Origin of the sequence: Nocardia sp. NPDC056564, from assembly GCF_042793755.1 — a bacterium.
In the GTDB taxonomy this organism is placed as follows: domain Bacteria; phylum Actinomycetota; class Actinomycetes; order Mycobacteriales; family Mycobacteriaceae; genus Nocardia.
Genome location: NZ_JBHTUR010000002.1, coordinates 467,271 through 482,510, shown reverse-complemented (window position 1 = coordinate 482,510; position 15,240 = coordinate 467,271). Strand labels below are relative to the sequence as shown.

Sequence of the window (15,240 nt, the reverse complement as noted above, 5' to 3'; positions counted from 1 at the left end):
ACCAATTGTTAACCTGGCGTTCGCAAGGGAAACACCCGTTGGTCTAGACCAATGTGCACCATGACTCCCATGCGATTGGTCATCATCGGAGGTGGGATCCTCGGCACCGCCCACGCCCTGGCCGCGATCCGCCGCGGTCACGAGGTCGTGCAGTTGGAGCGGGAGACCGAGGCCCGCGGCGCCACGGTACGCAACTTCGGCCTGGTGTGGGTGTCCGGGCGCTCGGCCGCCGAACTGGAGTTGACGCTGCGCTCGCGGCAGCTGTGGGAGGAGATCGGCGGCCGGGTCCCCGGCGTCGGGTTCCGCCCGGCCGGGTCGATCACGCTGGTCCGCACCCCCGTCGAGCTGGCCGTCGCCGAGGCGGCCGCGGCCGGACCGTCCGCCGAGGCGCGCGGGTTCGAGTTGCTCGACCCGGAACAGGTGCGCGCGCTCAACCCCGCGCTGCGCGGGAAATTCTTTGCCGGACTGCACTGTTCGACGGACGCCGCGGTCGAGTCGCGGCAGGCGCTGCCCGCGTTGCGCGCCTACCTGGCGGCCACCGGCCGCTACACCTTCCACGCCGGCACCGAGGCCCGATCGGTCACCGACACCGCCGCGAGCGCGACCGTGCTCGACGACCAGGGCCGCCGTTTCGACGCCGACCTGGTGCTGGCCTGCCCCGGCGCGGCGCACGGCGGCCTGACCCGCGAGCTGGCCGACCACCTCCCGGTGCGCCGGGTCCGGTTGCAGATGATGCAGACCGCCCCGCTCGGCGAGCCGCTCACCACCGCCATCGCCGACGGCGACAGCTTCCGCTACTACCCCGGATTCGCCGGCGAGCAGGTGGACACGCTCAATCGCGAACAGTCCCAATCGGCTACCGCCGCCGAACACAAGATGCAGCTGCTCTGCGTGCAGCGCCTGCACGGCGGGCTCACCATCGGCGACACCCACGAATACGACGAGCCGTTCGCGTTCGACGTGGACGAGGCCCCCTACGAACACCTCACCGCGGTGACCGAGGAACTGCTCGGACGCAAACTGCCGCAGGTGGTCCGGCGCTGGGCCGGCGTCTACAGCCAGAGCCTGGACCCGGCCGCGATCGTCACCCGCGCGCAGGCGGGCGCGCACACCTGGGTGATCACCGGGCCCGGCGGCCGTGGCATGACCCTCGGCCCCGCGCTCGGCGAGGAAACCGCCGACCTGCTGAACCTCTAAGGAATCACGTTGACGAACAACACCATTCAACTCGCCGTGCTCGACATGGCGGGCACCACCGTGGCCGACGGCGGTCTGGTGCTGCGCGCGTTCGACGCCGCCGCGACCGCGGCAGGCATCGAAGCCGAGGGGCCGCGACGCGAACAGGCCCGCCAGTACGTCCTCGACACGATGGGTCAGTCCAAGATCGCCGTCTTCCGCGCGCTGCTCGATGACGAAGACCGCGCCCAGGCGGCCAACGCGGCGTTCGAACGTGCCTACGAAGCGCTGATCGACGAGGTGGAGATCACCCCGATTCCCGGTGCGGCCGAGGCCATCGGCACGCTGCGCGGCGCGGGCGTCCAGGTCGCGCTCACCACCGGATTCAGCCGGAGCACGCAGGATCGCCTGCTGAACGCGCTGGACTGGCGGGACATCGCCGACCTCACCCTGGCCCCGTCCGACGCAGGCCGCGGCCGCCCCTTCCCCGACCTGGTCCTCACCGCGCTGCTGCGCCTGCACGCCGACGCCGTGGATCGCGTTGCGGTGCTCGGCGATACGACCAGCGACGTGGCCACCGGACTGGCCGCGGGCGCCCGGATCGTCGCGGGCACGCTCACCGGCGCGCACGACGAGGCGCAGCTGCGTGCGGCGGGCGCCACCCACGTCGTGCCGTCGGTGGTCGAGTTCGCCGAATTGGTTCTGGCCGAGCACCTCTGACCCCGTCGACCGGCCGCCACGGCGCCGACGGTCCCTCCGCCCCTTCGACTCCGACACTCCTCACGAACCGAAAGTTGTAGTCATCGTGCGTACTTCGTACAAGCCGGTCCTGCTGGCACGCACCCTCGCCCGCACCACCCTGCTCGTCGCCACCGCGACCGCCGTCGCGGCCACCGCGGCCTGCGGCGGCACCGGAACCGAGAGCGCAGGCGGCAAGACCGTCACGGTCTACTCCGCCGACGGCGTCGGCCCGTGGTATCAGACCCAGTTCGCCGCGTTCCAGCAGCAGACCGGGATCGCGGTCAATCTGGTCGAGGCGGGTTCCGGCGAGGTCGTCAACCGGGTCGACAAGGAGCAGGCCAACCCGCAGGCCGACCTGGTCGTCACGCTGCCGCCGTTCATCCAGAAGGCGAAAGCCAGTGGGCTGCTCCAGGACAGCGGCGTCGACACCAGCGCCGTCCCGGCCGCCGACAAGGACCCCGAGGGCAAGTTCGTCACCCTGGCCAACAACTACCTCTGCTTCATCGCCAACCCGTCGGTCGACGGGTCCACGCTCAGGTGGGACGATCTGTTGAAGCCGGAATTCAAAGGCAAGCTGCAGTATTCGACGCCAGGCCAGGCCGGCGACGGCACCGCCGTGCTGATCCTGCTGCAGAAGCTGCTCGGCAAGCAGGGCGCGCTGGACTACCTGAACAAGTTGCAGGCCAACAACGTCGGACCGTCTTCCTCCACCGGGAAGTTGCAGGCCAAGGTCGACAAGGGCGAGCTGACCGTCGCCAACGGCGACGTGCAGATGAACCTGACCACCATCAAGGACAAGGGCTCGAAGTTCACCGTCTTCTTCCCGGCCGCCGCCGACGGCAAGAGGTCGACGGTCGCGGTCCCCTACGTGATGGGCCTGGCCAAGGGCGCGCCGCACAAGTCCGACGCGACCAAGCTGATGACCTTCCTGCTCTCGGCCGAGGCGCAGAAGACCCTGAGCCCGGACGCTTTCGCGGTGCCCGCCCGCGCGGACCTGCGCGACGCCCCGGCCACCGGATCGGGCCCGTCCCCGAGTGCGGCGCTGAAGGGCGTGGAGTTGCTGCCGGTCGATTGGAACAAGGTGCTCACCGACCTGGACGGCGATCTGGCCGCCTACCAGAAGGCCACCGGTAGCTGAACCGCGTTCCCGCACAGAGGAGTCGACATGTCCACCGGTGACGCGCCCACGAAGTCATCCACCACTGCCCCGCCCCGAACCCCCGCCACCGAACCGGCGATCGTGTTCGACCGGGTCGGCGTCAGCTACCGCAGCGGCCGCAAAACCACTGTCGCGCTGGCCGATTTCACGCTGCGCGTCGCCGCGGGCGAGACCGTCGCCCTGCTCGGGCCGAGCGGCTCCGGCAAGTCGACCGCGCTCAAGGCTCTGGCCGGGTTCGTCCGGCCGACCTCGGGCGCGGTCCGGCTGGCCGGACGCGACGTCACCGACCTGTCCCCCGCCAAACGCGGCATCGGCGTGGTCGTGCAGTCCTACGCGCTCTTCCCGCACATGAGTGTGCACGGCAACGTCGCCTTCGGGCTCAAGTCACATCGGGTGCCGCGCAACGAGATCGGCGCCCGCGTGACCGAGGCACTGGCCATGGTCGGCATGGGCGCGTACGCCAAGCGGCTGCCGCGCGAGCTGTCCGGCGGCCAGCAGCAGCGGGTGGCGATCGCCCGAGCGCTGGCCATCCGGCCCAAGGTGCTGCTGCTCGACGAACCGCTCGCCGCGCTGGACGCGCAACTGCGCCAGTCCATGCTCGGCGAGTTGCAGGAGTTGCGAAAGGCGTTGCCGGACACGGCGATGCTGTACGTGACGCACGATCAGTCCGAGGCGCTCGCGCTGGCCGACCGGATCGCGGTCATGTGTGACGCGCGCCTGGTCGATATCGACACCGCGGCGAACCTGTGGCGGCGACCGCCCAGCGACTTCACCGCCGCCTTCCTGGGCGGGGCGAACCTGCTGCCCTGCACGGTGAACCGCCTGTCCGGCGGGTCGGCACTCGTCACCGTCGGCACCCAGACGCTGCGCGCCGTAGCACCCACACCCGGAGTCGGTCAGGCAAATTGGATTCTCGACGCCCCCGCCCTGCTGTGCGTGCGTCCGCACACCGTCCGGATCGGCGCCACCTCCGAGCGAGACGCGTTGCGCGGCACCGTGCTCTCCGCCGTCTGGCGCGGCGCGTCCACCCGCTTGACCCTGTCCGTCGACGGATTGACCGACGAGGTCACCGCCGACGTCCCCGGCCAGACCGAGACCACCCCCGGCACCATCGTCGGCGTCCACTTCCCGGACCCGGCCGGCGTCCTGATCCCCCGCGCGGTCGGCCGCACCACCCCCACCGAGGTCCCGCAATGACGCTACGTGCGCCGATCGCGGTGGCCGAGCCGTCGAGCCGGTCTGGGCGGCGGCGTAACTGGAGGCCGGTGGGGTGGAGCCTGCCGCCGATGCTGGTGGTCTTGTTCATCGCCGGGTATCCGATCATCCGGGTGCTCGCCGAGTCCACGGTGACCCCGACCGGCCGCGGCACCTCGGTCTGGGCGCAGGTGCTCGGTTCCGAGTCATTCCGGGATGCGTTGTGGCGCACCGTGTTCATCGCGGTCAGTTCGGTCGCCGGTTGCCTGGTGCTCGGCACCTTCCTGGCGATCGTGCTGGCGTTCGTGCCGTTTCCCGGATCGCAGGTGGTCGGACGGCTCATCGATACTGTCCTGACGCTGCCGTCGTTCCTGATCACGCTGGCCTTCACGTTCCTCTACGGAACGGCCGGTGCGGTGAACGCGCTGATCTCCCGCCTCACCGGGAACAGCGAACCGGTACTGAACTTCCTGAGCACCCCGCTGGGCGTAATCCTCGCCGAGATCACCTTTTTCACGCCGTTCGTCGTGCGCCCGCTGCTCGCCGCGTTCGCCCAGCTCCCGCGCGAACAGCTCGACGTGGCGGCCAGCCTCGGCGCCTCGCCGTGGCGGGTGCTCCGCCAGGTGGTGCTCCCGGAGGCGTGGCCCGCCCTCGCGGCCGGCGGCAGCCTGGTATTGCTGTTGACGCTCAACGAGTTCGGCATCGTTCTGTTCACCGGGGCCAAGGGCGTGATCACGCTGCCCGCGCTGATCTACACCCGCGGCATCGTCACCTTCGACCTGCCCGGCGCCGCGGTGCTCGCCTCGGTGCAGGTGCTGCTCTCGCTCACGCTGTACATCGGGTACCGGCTGATCTTCGCCCGGTTCACGGCCAGGAAGGACAACTGACGCGATGCTGATGTGGACCAAGCGCGGCCGGGGCCTGGTGCTCGCCGCCTTCGCGCTCGTCGTGTTCGTGGTGTTCGTCGCGCCGATCGCCACCGTCGTCGCGGCCGCGTTCGCCGGGCGCTGGACCGGCCCGCTGCCCTCCGACCTGGGCTTCGCCAACTTCGACCGCGCGTTGTCCGGCGAGCAGGCGGCCAGCCTGTCGGTGAGCCTGCAGACCGCGTTGCTGGCCGGCGCCGGCTCGCTGATCCTCGGCACCTGGGCGGCACTGGCCGCCCGCGCGGCGCCGGGCTGGTGGCGACGCTGCACCGACGCGGTGTTCCACCTGCCGGTGGCGGTCCCCTCGGTGGCCATCGGCCTCGGCGTGCTGATCGCGTTCAACGAGCGGCCGGTGCTGCTCGGCGGCACCAAATGGATTGTCATCCTTGCGCATTCAGTGCTCGTGCTGGCCTACGCGTTCAGCGCGGTGGCCGCCGCGCTCGACCGCCTCGATCCCGGATACCGCGAGGCCGCCGAATCGCTCGGCGCGAGCCCGGCCCGCGTCCTGTGCCAGGTCACGCTGCCGCTGCTGCTGCCTGCGCTCGGCGCGGCCGCCGGTCTCGCCGTCGCCCTGTCCATGGGTGAACTCGGCGCCACCATCATGGTCTACCCGGCCACCTGGAAGACCCTGCCGGTCGGCATCTTCGCCCAGACCGATCGCGGCGAGGTCTTCGACGCCGCCGCCAGCACCACCCTGCTGGTACTGGTCACCCTGATCGCGCTGATCCTGCTCGGCCGCCTGCGCAGCCGCGCCGCCCTGCGCTGAACCCGCGTGTTCTCGACGGTCGAGGCGGGCGGTCCCGTCTCGACCTAGGATGACTTCGTGTCAGCACTTCCCCTCATCTTCACCGCGGGCTGGGCGAGCGGCGTCAACGCCTACGCCGTGGTGCTGCTGCTCGGCCTGTTCGGCCGCACCGGCCTGTCCGATTCGGTGCCCGAGGCCCTGCAACGCACCGACGTGCTGATCGCCGCCGCGGTGCTGTTCCTGATCGAGGCGGTCGCGGACAAGGTTCCGTACCTCGATTCGTTCTGGGACGCGCTGCACACCGTGGTCCGCCCCGCCGCGGGCGCGGTCGTCGCGGCATTGCTTGCGGGACAAGACGGTTCGCTGCCCGAGCTGGCGGCGGGCGCGGTCGGCGGCACGGCCGCGCTGGCCAGCCACCTGGTCAAGGCGGGCACCCGGATGGCGATCAACACCTCGCCGGAACCGGTGACCAACATCGTGACCAGCACCGCCGAGGACGTCTCGGTCGCGGGCATCGTCACCCTGGCCATCTTCCATCCGCTGCTCGCGGCCATCGTCGCGGGCGCGCTGCTGGTGGCCGGGCTGATCCTGGTGACCTTCCTCGCCACCCGCATCCGCCGTTATCTGCGCCGACGCCGAGCACGCCGGGAGGCCCGCAGCGCCGCCGCGATCTGAGCGCGACGGGTCACGCACGGGCCGCCGATTCGATCTCGGTCCGGCGAAACCCGGTGTGCGCGACATATCCTCACAACGACCACGGGGGATTCCTCCGCTTCAGAGGGAAGGTTGGCGGTCGAACAATGGCATCACCGGCGACGAAGCTAGTGAAGGACATCGAGCCGTTGTCCGCGCCGCAGCGGCGCCGGGCGATCGCGACGGTCGCGTTGCGGTTGGCCGGCACGGGCGAGCTCGCCGCGCTGCTGACCGATCTGGCCGGGCGTGGGCACTACGAGCGGGTCCTCTCGATTCATCTGGCCGCGATCGCCGCCGACCGCGATCACCTTGTCGGCCAACTGGATTCGACCGGGCAGGAATTCGTCTCGCGGTCGGTCGTCGCGCTGGTCCGGCTCGGTGTCGAACCCCGACTGCTGGTCGAGCGGCTGCCGCGGATGGCGCACCGGACGCGACGCGTGCTCTATCGCGCGGTCGGCCGCCGCGCGCACGACCCGGGGCTGGCCGACGCCCTGCTCCCCGAGGTCCGACGACTGTACGGCGATGCCGAGGCGGCGCGCATCCTGCCGTATTGCTCGACGCGTCTGGTCACCGAGTACCTCCCCGAGTTCGCGTACGCGGCACCGAACTGGCAGACGCTGGCCCGCAGGCACCCCGAAGCGGTGCTCGACTATCTGACCGACCTCGCGGGCCGGGCGGGCGAATCGGACTGGCCCGAGCTCTGGTCGCGGATCGCCACCGGATCGGGCACGTTCGCGATCCACGCCCCGGATCGCCTGCTCGCCCTCGCCGCGCAGGCGGTGGCGCACCAGCAGATCTACGGCCTGGACGCGATCGCGGGCAAGCTGACTCGGCACGATGCCGAGGCGGTCGTCGAGCTGATCCTGCATCCCAGCGGCCGCGGCAACTGCCTCGCCGGACGCGCGGTGTTCACCGCACTGCGCGGGCTCGCCGACGATCGGTTGATCGCCGTGTGCGCCGCGTATTCCAGCTATCACCGGCGGCAATTCCTGCACTCGCTGCCGCCGAGCCGGCGCACCGAGCTCGTGCGGCAGGTGTTCATCCGCCCCGGCGTCGACGCAGCGCTGGTCGATCTGGACGCGCTCGATCGCCTGCCCCGGCACGATCGAGCGACGCTCGCGCGCGAATTGCTCTCGCGCCAAGGCGGATCCGATGATCGGCGGACGCGGGAGCGACTGATCGCCCGGCTCTCCTGGGCGGAGGCCGAGCCGGTCCTGCACGAAAGCATCCGCAGGCCGACGGCCGAGGAGCGCATGGAGGCGTATCCGCTGCTGGTGGTCGCGGCGATCGGCAGCCGCGATCCCGAGGTGGTCGGCGCGCTGCTCGAATCCCTGCGGCGCCTGCGCAATGAGCAGGATCCGGTGCGGCGCACAGCATTACAGGCGGTCGCCGAGATCCCGCCGACCCTGCTGCGCCCCGCCCACCTGCCCGCGCTGGAAATCCTGGCCACCGACGCGCTCCAGGCCCGCGATCGATCGAGCACGACCACCGGCGCGGTCGGCACACTGGCGCGCACCCTGCTGGTGCACGGCGCCCGCGTCGACGATCCGGCCTGCACGGAGTCGGCGCTGCGGCTGATCGAAAGTCTTGCGGCGCATGCCAGTTCGGTTCCGCTGCGCGACCTGGACCGCAACCTGCCCCGCGGCGCGGAGCATCGGCTGTTCGCGGCGCTGCACCGGCGACTGGACGGCGACGCGATGCGCGACGAGTGGACCCTGACGCTCGGCCTGGCCAACGGCCTGAACCGGCGCGCGTGGAAGGTCGGCGCCTTGCAGCAGTTGCTGCTGCGGGCCTGCGGCGCCCGCAACGATTCGGTGATCCACAACGCGGTGGACCTGGTACTGGCCAATCCGATCACCCGCGACGAGCACCTGGCCGTCCTGTTGAACCGGGACCGCTCGATGATCTCGCTACCCCGGGTGCAGCACGTGATCGCCACGCGCCGAACGGATCTGCTCGACCAGGTGCTCAGCGGCGCGACCCCGGGCCGGTTCATCGCGCCGAAAGTGCGCCTGGTGCCGGAGTTCTCGGCCGGCTTCGACGGATGGACACCGCGCCAGATCGAGCTGTACGCGCGGGCGCTCACCGGCCTGATCCGGTCGAAGGACGCCTCGCTGTGGGAGAAGTCCTGGGCGGTGCGGCGTTTGGGCCGCCTGCCCGGCAGCTTCGCCCGCCTGGTCGGCTACACCGATCATCCCGAGCTCACCATCGCCGAGGCCGCGCTCACCGCGCTCGGCCGCAGCGCCGAGGCCGAGGCCGCGATCGGGGTGCTCGGGCGCTACGTGGATTCCGATCGCGCGCGAGTCGCGGTGAGCGGCATCGCCTCCCGGGCCAGGAGCATCCCGCCGGATCGGCTCGCGGCCGCGCTCACCCCGCTACTGGATTCGCCGAAGATCACCTCGCTGAAGGAGGGGGTGCGGCTGCTCGCCACGCTGCAGGTACCGCAGGCGTTGGCGACGATCCGGGCGATCTGGGACCGGCCGAATCAGCATCGCGACGTCAGACGCGCGGTCGTCTTCGCCTGTCGCTGGCTGCTCGACCACGACGAGGCCTGGCAGATCCTCACCGACGCGTCCCAGGACCCGGCGGTGGCCGGCGAGGCGCTGAACCTCGCGCCCGCGCTGCTGCCGATTCCGCAGCGCCGCCGGATGGCCGAGCTGGTGCGGGAGATGGCGGGCGGGGCCGACGTCCAGCTGGCCACCGAGGCGATGCGGGTGCTCAGCGCCTGGCAGCGCTGGGCGCCCGCGGACACCGGGGACATGCTGGTGCGCAGGCTGGCCGATCTCGGCGAGGCGGGGTTGTGGCGGCAGGCCGCGCGGGTGCTGGTCGGCGGCGCCTTCCTGGCGGAGGTGCCTGCCGCGGTGGATCGGCTGCTGGCCGCCGAGGACATCGTCATTCCCGGCCGTGATCTGCCGGCCAGGCAACGGCTTTCGACGCTGCTCGAAAGTCTCGAGCAGGCGGCCGGGCGGTCGGAGTCGGCGCGGGCGACAGCGGTCGCGGTGGCCGAGCGCCTCTCCGGCGAGACGCAGTGGCGCCGATTTGCCATCGATCTGCTGCTCGCCCAGATCCGTTGGGCCGATACGGCGTCGAGCGTGCGGGCGATCCAGCAGGCGTGCGGTCTGGCCCGCGGTGCGATGGTGGTGTATCCCGCCGAGCAGTTGCGGACGCGGCTGGCGCGGTCCGGGCAGCTGGTCGACGCGGACACCATGACGACGGTCGCGCGGGACCTGTCCACGGATGTGGACAGTGCGACCGCGTTGGCCGCGCTGGCCTTGATCGCGCAGTGCGGCAATCACTTCGGCTGGACGCCGACCTGGGTGGAGCTGCTCGCCAAAATGCGTACGCATGGGCAGAGCAACGTCAGGGTGGCGGCACACGAGATCTTCACCGTTGCCGAATGAGGGGTGGCACCGATGCGGTGCGGCGAATTTCTCAGCGGGCGTGCCGCGCCAGTCGACCACGCGGCACGCCGGGCGGGGCGCCCCGTTGCGCCCGCCGTCACTGGGCAGGCGACTTATCGTCCGTGGAAGGTCACTGGTCGGATGACCACCCTGGGACATCGCCCTCGAGCAAGCGACGCTGTCGGGGCAGTGTCACTATCGCGGTGTAATCGGTAGATCGGAAATGATCACTGCTCTGGCAGACGGCGGCGGCCACCGGCCACGTCGGTTACCAAATCAGTGTACCCATCGACAAGTTCTGCCAGGTGGTACCAATGTTTATGGGTATTGTCACTGCGCGCGCCCTCGACATCGATGACCTGATTCGCGTCCACCCAACTGCGTGCCATCCGGTCCACCACCGCCCCAAGGCTTTCCGTGTGCAGCGAGGCGCCGTTGCGGTGCTGCGGAATCTCCTTGCCGATCCAATCGTTGATGTCGTCGACGAGTTCGCTTCGGCGGCAGTCGATTTCGATGATCAGCTCGGTGTCACGCACCTGCTGCCTGCGCGCATGCAGTTCGGCGAGCGCATGGGCGGAGCGCAGCATTTCTCGATCTTGGAAACGGCGGCCCTGGAATGCACACAATAATTGCGGAGCTGTCGGCAGTACCCCCACTGTCGGCGCACTCATGATTGCACCCCGAGTTCGCCCGACACCAACACGCTTTGTACCAACATAATTGGCTCTCGATTCGGTTATCCCGGTCATCGGATCGGTTGTTCACAACTAGGCTAGCTGGATCATGCACTTACTGATGCAAGAACGCAAGAGTGCGTCTGCATTGCTGCAACTCGCCTGTTCGCCCGCGCTCCGGGCACTCGGTTTCCCCGCCGGACAACCGCTTCGACACCGCACGAGCAGGGGCGTCGCCGATGACCTCGGGCGATGCGCAAGTCGAGCAGCGCTGCCGGAATCAGACTTGGGGACAGCGTGTCTCGATGGCGGATCAGGCCGCGCACACAAGGATGCCGGACGGTTGCCCATCGACCCCATAGACCGCGATTTCTGCCACGAAACGTGTCAAGGCCGGTTGCGAACAACGCCCGAGCCCGGTCACTCCCGGTCAGCGCATGCGGGTGAACGTGGCGTAGTGATCGCCGGTGTACCAGGCGGACTTGTCATTCCCGGTGACGATGCGTTCGGCATCGCGGCTCTGGCCCGGCCTCTTGATATTGACGTCCCACTCTTGATAGGCGATCCGGCGTCCCGCCGAATCCGTGCTCGGCAGCGTCCCCTCGCGATTCGACCAGGTGCCACCGCCTTTGGTGCCGGACCCGTCGTTCGGCGGCCAGGTGCCCGCATCGATCCGGGCGAGGGTATCCCAGGCGCGCTGCGGGATCGCGGCGCTGACCAGCGTGACCGAGTCCGCGTGCGCCGAGCGCGGCGACTGCTCCCCCGTCGACCAGCCGAAGACCAGCGCCAAGGCCGCCACCAGCACGGCGAGGATGTGCACGAACCGCTTCGAGGTCGATCCCGCCCCAGTCATGTCGTGAACCTACCCATCCGAGTCGAACTCCAGGTTTCGGCGGGTTTCCGATCCGGAAAACGTTGACGACTACCCGAGTTCGGACATCCGGCAGCGCAACAGATAGTCGAGCTGCTCCGCGGCCCGGTCGAGCGGTGTGACCGAGCGAGCGGCGATGGCCATGACGACGGCGCCTTCGATCGCGGCCACCGCCGTGGTCGCCAGCGATTCCGCCACCTCGGCCGCGAGCCCCTCGCCGGTCAGCTGCTCGGCGATCAGCGCTTCCCATCCGGCGAACGCCTCGGCGGCGATGGCCGGCGCCGCGGGGACCTCCGAACCGGCGAGCGCGGCCGCGACCACCGGGCACCCCGCGGTGAAGTCGGCGGCGCGCAGCGTGTCCTTCCACATCCGGACGAAGCTCGCGAGCCGCGTCACCGACCGGCCGCCCGCCTCGGTAGCGGTGATGGCCGTGGCCAGTACCTCGCCCGCCGTCCGGGTCGCCTCCTCGATCAGCTGCTGTTTACCGCGCGGGAAGTTCTGATAGATCGACCGGCGGGCCGTATTGCTGTGCGCGAGCAGCTCGGTCATGCCGGTGCCCGCGACACCATGGCGCCGGATCAGGTCGATCGCACCCATGATGAGCCGTTCCCGGGGGCGCATCGTCATTGTCGTAGCTTACCCATCTCCCGCTTGCGGTAGACCAATCATGCTACTACCGTCAGGACACACGTTACCCGCCGTAATAGGAATGCGCCGCCGATCGCCCGCGTCCAGCCGGACGCCGGCCGTCGACGTGGCCTTCGCCGACCCCGAACACTCTGCGCGACAAAAGGACTCACCGATGACAACGCTCGCCGACGCACTTCCGCTGCCGTGTGGCCAGGTCCTGTCGAACCGGCTGATGAAGTCGGCCCTGAGCGAAGGACTCGGCACCCCGGTCAACGCACCCGACCAGCGGCTGACCCGCCTCTACACGCGCTGGGGCGCGGGCGGCTACGGCCTCGTGGTCACCGGCAACGTAATGGTCGATCGCGGTCACCTGGGCGAGCCGGGCAATGTCGTGGTCGACGACGAGCGCGACCTCGACGCGCTGACCGCCTGGGCCAAGGCCACCCATGACGGCGGTGCGCCGATCTGGATGCAGATCAACCATCCCGGCCGGCAGGCGAATCCGCTGGCCACCAGGACCCGGCCGGTCGCGCCGTCGGCGATCGCGCCGAAAATCCCGGGCATGCCGACGCCGCGGGCGCTCACCGACACCGAGATCGAGTCCGTCATCGACCGCTACGCGGCCACCGCGCGGATCGCCGAGATCGCCGGATTCGACGGCGTGCAGGTGCACGGCGCGCACGGATACCTTGTGTCGCAATTTCTTTCGCCGCTGGCCAATCAGCGCACCGATCGCTGGGGCGGCACCCCCGAGCGGCGCATGCGCTTCGCGGTGGAGGTGGTCCGGCGGATTCGCGCCGCGGTCGCCCCGAGCTTCGCCGTCGCGATCAAGCTCAATTCCGCCGACTTCCAGCGCGGCGGATTCACCGAGGACGAGTCCCGCGCGGTGGTCGAACGACTCGCCACCGAGGGTCTCGACCTGATCGAGATCAGCGGCGGCAGTTACGAATCCCCCGCCATGATGGGCCGCAAGGACGCACCGGCGGCCAGCACCCTCGCCCGCGAGGCCTACTTCCTCGACTACGCGCGCACCGTCCGCGCCGCGGCAGGCGGCCTGCCGCTCGCCGTCACCGGCGGCTTCCGGTCCCGCTCCGCCATGGCCGAGGCCGTCGGCTCCGGCGACTGCGACGTGGTCGGCATCGGCCGCCCGACCTGTCTCACCCCCGATGCCGCCGACGCGGTGCTCACCGGACGCGACGAACGCCTGCCCAGCGCGGGCATCGCCATGGGCCTGCGCGGCCCGCTGTCCGCCGTCACCAGCCTCCGCTCCCTGGACGGCGCCCTCGACCTGCAATGGCACACCGACCAACTGCACCGCCTCGGCGCGGGCGCGGACCCCGACCCCCACCGCCCCTGGTGGAAAACCACCGTCTCCATGCTCGGCCGCAACGGCCTCGACGCCTTCCGCCACAAGCGCGGCTGACCTGTCGCCGGATGCAACCCGGCACGATCCCCGCTGCACACCGGTACGAATACCAAGGGATGCCCCCTGATTCGGACCGGCCGACACCTCCGTCGGCGCTACGCAGCGAAAGGATATGGGAGCCAGACCGCAGGCGGACGCTCCCGACTCAGCTATGACCGATACGCCCCCGCCGCGCCATATGACCGCGGCAGAGTTTCGCGAGCATGGACGCGCTGTCGTGGACTGGGTCGCCGACTACTGGGACCGAGTGGAGTCGTTGCCGGTGTCGGCGGAGGTGGCCCCCGGGCACGTGCGCTCCCAATTACCCGCTGCGCCACCGGAACTGGGCGAGCCCTTCACCGCGCTGCTGGCCGACCTCGACTCGATTCTGGTTCCCGGGCTGACGCATTGGCAGCACCCCGGGTTCTTCGCCTACTACCCGTCCAGCACATCGGGTCCGGCGGTGCTCGCGGAGCTGTTGTCCGCGGGGCTCGGTGTGCAGGGGATGCTCTGGCAGACCGGTCCCGCCTGTACCGAGCTCGAGCAGCAGGTGCTCGACTGGCTCGCGGCGCTGCTCGGACTGCCGCAGCGGTTCACCTTCGCGGGCACGGGTGGCGGCGTCATCCAGGATTCGGCGTCCAGCGCGATCCTCGTGGCACTGCTGGCCGCGCTGCATCGGGTATCGGCAGGGCGCGTGCGAACCGACGGCGTCGACCGGGGCCGTTACCGCGTATACGCCTCGACCGAGGCGCACTCCGCCTTGGAAAAGGCCGCCCGCATCACGGGTTTGGGCACGTCGTCGGTGCGGTTCATCGACACCCGCGCGGACCTGTCGATAGATCCCGAAGCGTTGCGGACCGCGATCACGAGCGATGTGCACGCGGGCCTCATCCCGGTCCTGGTGATGGCTACCGTCGGAACGACGTCCACCGGTGCGGTCGACCCGGTAGACCGGATCGGCCCGATCTGCGCCGAATTCGGTGCCTGGCTGCACGTGGACGCCGCCTACGCGGGGGTCGCCGCGATCTGCCCCGAGCTGCGGTGGATTCACCAGGGCGTGGCCGAATACGCCGACTCCTTCGCGACCAATCCGCACAAATGGCTACTCACCGCCTTCGATTGCGACGCCTGCTATGTCAGCGACCGCACGGCGCTGACCGGGGCGCTGTCGGTGGTGCGGGAGTACCTGCGCTCCAGCGCGAGCGAGTCGGGCGCGGTAGTGGACTACCGCGACTGGCAGGTACCGCTGGGCCGGCGGTTTCGCGCGCTCAAACTGTGGGCCGTGATCCGCTGGTACGGCGCCGAGGGATTACGCGCACACATCCGGCACAGCGTCGCACTGGCTCAGCGGTTCGCGTCCTGGGTGGTCGCCGACGATCGCTTCGAACTGATGGCCCCGCATCCGCTTTCGCTCGTCTGTTTCCGGTTGCGCGGCGCCGACGAGCCCAATCGGCAGCTGTTGCGAGAGGTCAACGCCTCCGGTCGAATCTGTCTGTCCCACACCGCGGTTCGTGATGCCTACACGCTCCGGCTGGCGATCGGCGGCACCGCGACCCGGGACGAGCACGTCACCGCGGCGTGGGAACTGCTCAGCCGGAAGGCAACTGGACTCGTGAATCGCGGCTGAC

General features: G+C 70.1%; 13 protein-coding genes. 10 read left to right on the top strand and 3 right to left on the bottom strand.

Annotation, left to right across the window (positions count from 1 at the left end):
- Positions 1 to 69 precede the first annotated feature (69 nt).
- From ACFQ9K_RS06285 to ACFQ9K_RS06250, 8 genes are all read left to right on the top strand, one after another.
- Positions 70 to 1,197: a TIGR03364 family FAD-dependent oxidoreductase gene (locus ACFQ9K_RS06285; protein WP_378715240.1), complete on the top strand. Its 1,128-nt coding sequence runs from the start codon at positions 70 to 72 to the stop codon at positions 1,195 to 1,197.
- Positions 1,198 to 1,206: 9 nt separating this feature from the next.
- Entirely contained in the window at positions 1,207 to 1,896 is a 690-nt protein-coding gene (locus tag ACFQ9K_RS06280; RefSeq protein ID WP_378715238.1) for a phosphonatase-like hydrolase, read from the top strand.
- Between the two features lie 85 nt (positions 1,897 to 1,981).
- Positions 1,982 to 3,055, top strand: a complete 1,074-nt coding sequence (locus ACFQ9K_RS06275; RefSeq protein ID WP_378715236.1) for a 2-aminoethylphosphonate ABC transporter substrate-binding protein — start codon at positions 1,982 to 1,984, stop codon at positions 3,053 to 3,055.
- A 27-nt stretch (positions 3,056 to 3,082) separates the two neighbouring features.
- Positions 3,083 to 4,273 (top strand): ABC transporter ATP-binding protein, encoded by a 1,191-nt coding sequence (locus tag ACFQ9K_RS06270; RefSeq protein WP_378715235.1) that lies wholly within the window; start codon positions 3,083 to 3,085, stop codon positions 4,271 to 4,273.
- Entirely contained in the window at positions 4,270 to 5,157 is an 888-nt protein-coding gene (locus tag ACFQ9K_RS06265) for a 2-aminoethylphosphonate ABC transporter permease subunit (protein ID WP_378715233.1), read from the top strand. Before ACFQ9K_RS06270 ends, ACFQ9K_RS06265 begins: the two co-directional genes overlap by 4 nt.
- 4 nt (positions 5,158 to 5,161) lie before the next feature.
- Positions 5,162 to 5,959, top strand: a complete 798-nt coding sequence (locus ACFQ9K_RS06260; RefSeq protein ID WP_378715232.1) for an ABC transporter permease — start codon at positions 5,162 to 5,164, stop codon at positions 5,957 to 5,959.
- Positions 5,960 to 6,016: 57 nt separating this feature from the next.
- Complete coding sequence (locus ACFQ9K_RS06255; RefSeq protein ID WP_378715231.1) at positions 6,017 to 6,613, top strand: DUF4126 domain-containing protein; 597 nt, start codon at positions 6,017 to 6,019, stop codon at positions 6,611 to 6,613.
- Positions 6,614 to 6,738: 125 nt separating this feature from the next.
- On the top strand, positions 6,739 to 10,032 hold the full coding sequence (locus tag ACFQ9K_RS06250) for a hypothetical protein (RefSeq protein WP_378715229.1): 3,294 nt from the start codon (positions 6,739 to 6,741) through the stop codon (positions 10,030 to 10,032).
- A 227-nt stretch (positions 10,033 to 10,259) separates the two neighbouring features.
- On the opposite strand, the gene ACFQ9K_RS06245 is transcribed toward ACFQ9K_RS06250, so the two are convergent.
- The 3 genes from ACFQ9K_RS06245 to ACFQ9K_RS06235 form a co-directional block, all read right to left on the bottom strand.
- Positions 10,260 to 10,619 carry a DUF4254 domain-containing protein gene (locus ACFQ9K_RS06245; RefSeq protein ID WP_378715281.1) on the bottom strand — a complete coding sequence of 120 codons (360 nt, stop codon included), beginning with the start codon at positions 10,617 to 10,619 and terminating at the stop codon, positions 10,260 to 10,262.
- Between the two features lie 517 nt (positions 10,620 to 11,136).
- Positions 11,137 to 11,559 (bottom strand): ribonuclease domain-containing protein, encoded by a 423-nt coding sequence (locus ACFQ9K_RS06240; RefSeq protein ID WP_378715227.1) that lies wholly within the window; start codon positions 11,557 to 11,559, stop codon positions 11,137 to 11,139.
- Positions 11,560 to 11,628: 69 nt separating this feature from the next.
- Positions 11,629 to 12,204: a TetR/AcrR family transcriptional regulator gene (locus ACFQ9K_RS06235; RefSeq protein WP_378715226.1), complete on the bottom strand. Its 576-nt coding sequence runs from the start codon at positions 12,202 to 12,204 to the stop codon at positions 11,629 to 11,631.
- Between the two features lie 175 nt (positions 12,205 to 12,379).
- Between ACFQ9K_RS06235 and ACFQ9K_RS06230 the strand changes: the two genes are divergently transcribed.
- Positions 12,380 to 13,630 carry an NADH:flavin oxidoreductase/NADH oxidase family protein gene (locus ACFQ9K_RS06230; RefSeq protein ID WP_378715224.1) on the top strand — a complete coding sequence of 417 codons (1,251 nt, stop codon included), beginning with the start codon at positions 12,380 to 12,382 and terminating at the stop codon, positions 13,628 to 13,630.
- A 220-nt stretch (positions 13,631 to 13,850) separates the two neighbouring features.
- Positions 13,851 to 15,239 carry an aminotransferase class V-fold PLP-dependent enzyme gene (locus tag ACFQ9K_RS06225; RefSeq protein ID WP_378715222.1) on the top strand — a complete coding sequence of 463 codons (1,389 nt, stop codon included), beginning with the start codon at positions 13,851 to 13,853 and terminating at the stop codon, positions 15,237 to 15,239.
- Position 15,240: the final 1 nt, after the last annotated feature.

What these genes read in the sequence shown, in the direction of transcription:
- ACFQ9K_RS06250 (WP_378715229.1), top strand. Translation starts at nt 6,739, where the DNA reads ATGGCATCACCGGCGACGAAGCTAGTGAAGGACATCGAGCCGTTGTCC.
- ACFQ9K_RS06285 (WP_378715240.1), top strand. Translation starts at nt 70, where the DNA reads ATGCGATTGGTCATCATCGGAGGTGGGATCCTCGGCACCGCCCACGCC.
- ACFQ9K_RS06245 (WP_378715281.1), bottom strand. Translation starts at nt 10,619, where the DNA reads ATGCTGCGCTCCGCCCATGCGCTCGCCGAACTGCATGCGCGCAGGCAG.
- ACFQ9K_RS06240 (WP_378715227.1), bottom strand. Translation starts at nt 11,559, where the DNA reads ATGACTGGGGCGGGATCGACCTCGAAGCGGTTCGTGCACATCCTCGCC.
- ACFQ9K_RS06260 (WP_378715232.1), top strand. Translation starts at nt 5,162, where the DNA reads ATGCTGATGTGGACCAAGCGCGGCCGGGGCCTGGTGCTCGCCGCCTTC.
- ACFQ9K_RS06265 (WP_378715233.1), top strand. Translation starts at nt 4,270, where the DNA reads ATGACGCTACGTGCGCCGATCGCGGTGGCCGAGCCGTCGAGCCGGTCT.
- ACFQ9K_RS06270 (WP_378715235.1), top strand. Translation starts at nt 3,083, where the DNA reads ATGTCCACCGGTGACGCGCCCACGAAGTCATCCACCACTGCCCCGCCC.
- ACFQ9K_RS06230 (WP_378715224.1), top strand. Translation starts at nt 12,380, where the DNA reads ATGACAACGCTCGCCGACGCACTTCCGCTGCCGTGTGGCCAGGTCCTG.
- ACFQ9K_RS06235 (WP_378715226.1), bottom strand. Translation starts at nt 12,204, where the DNA reads ATGACGATGCGCCCCCGGGAACGGCTCATCATGGGTGCGATCGACCTG.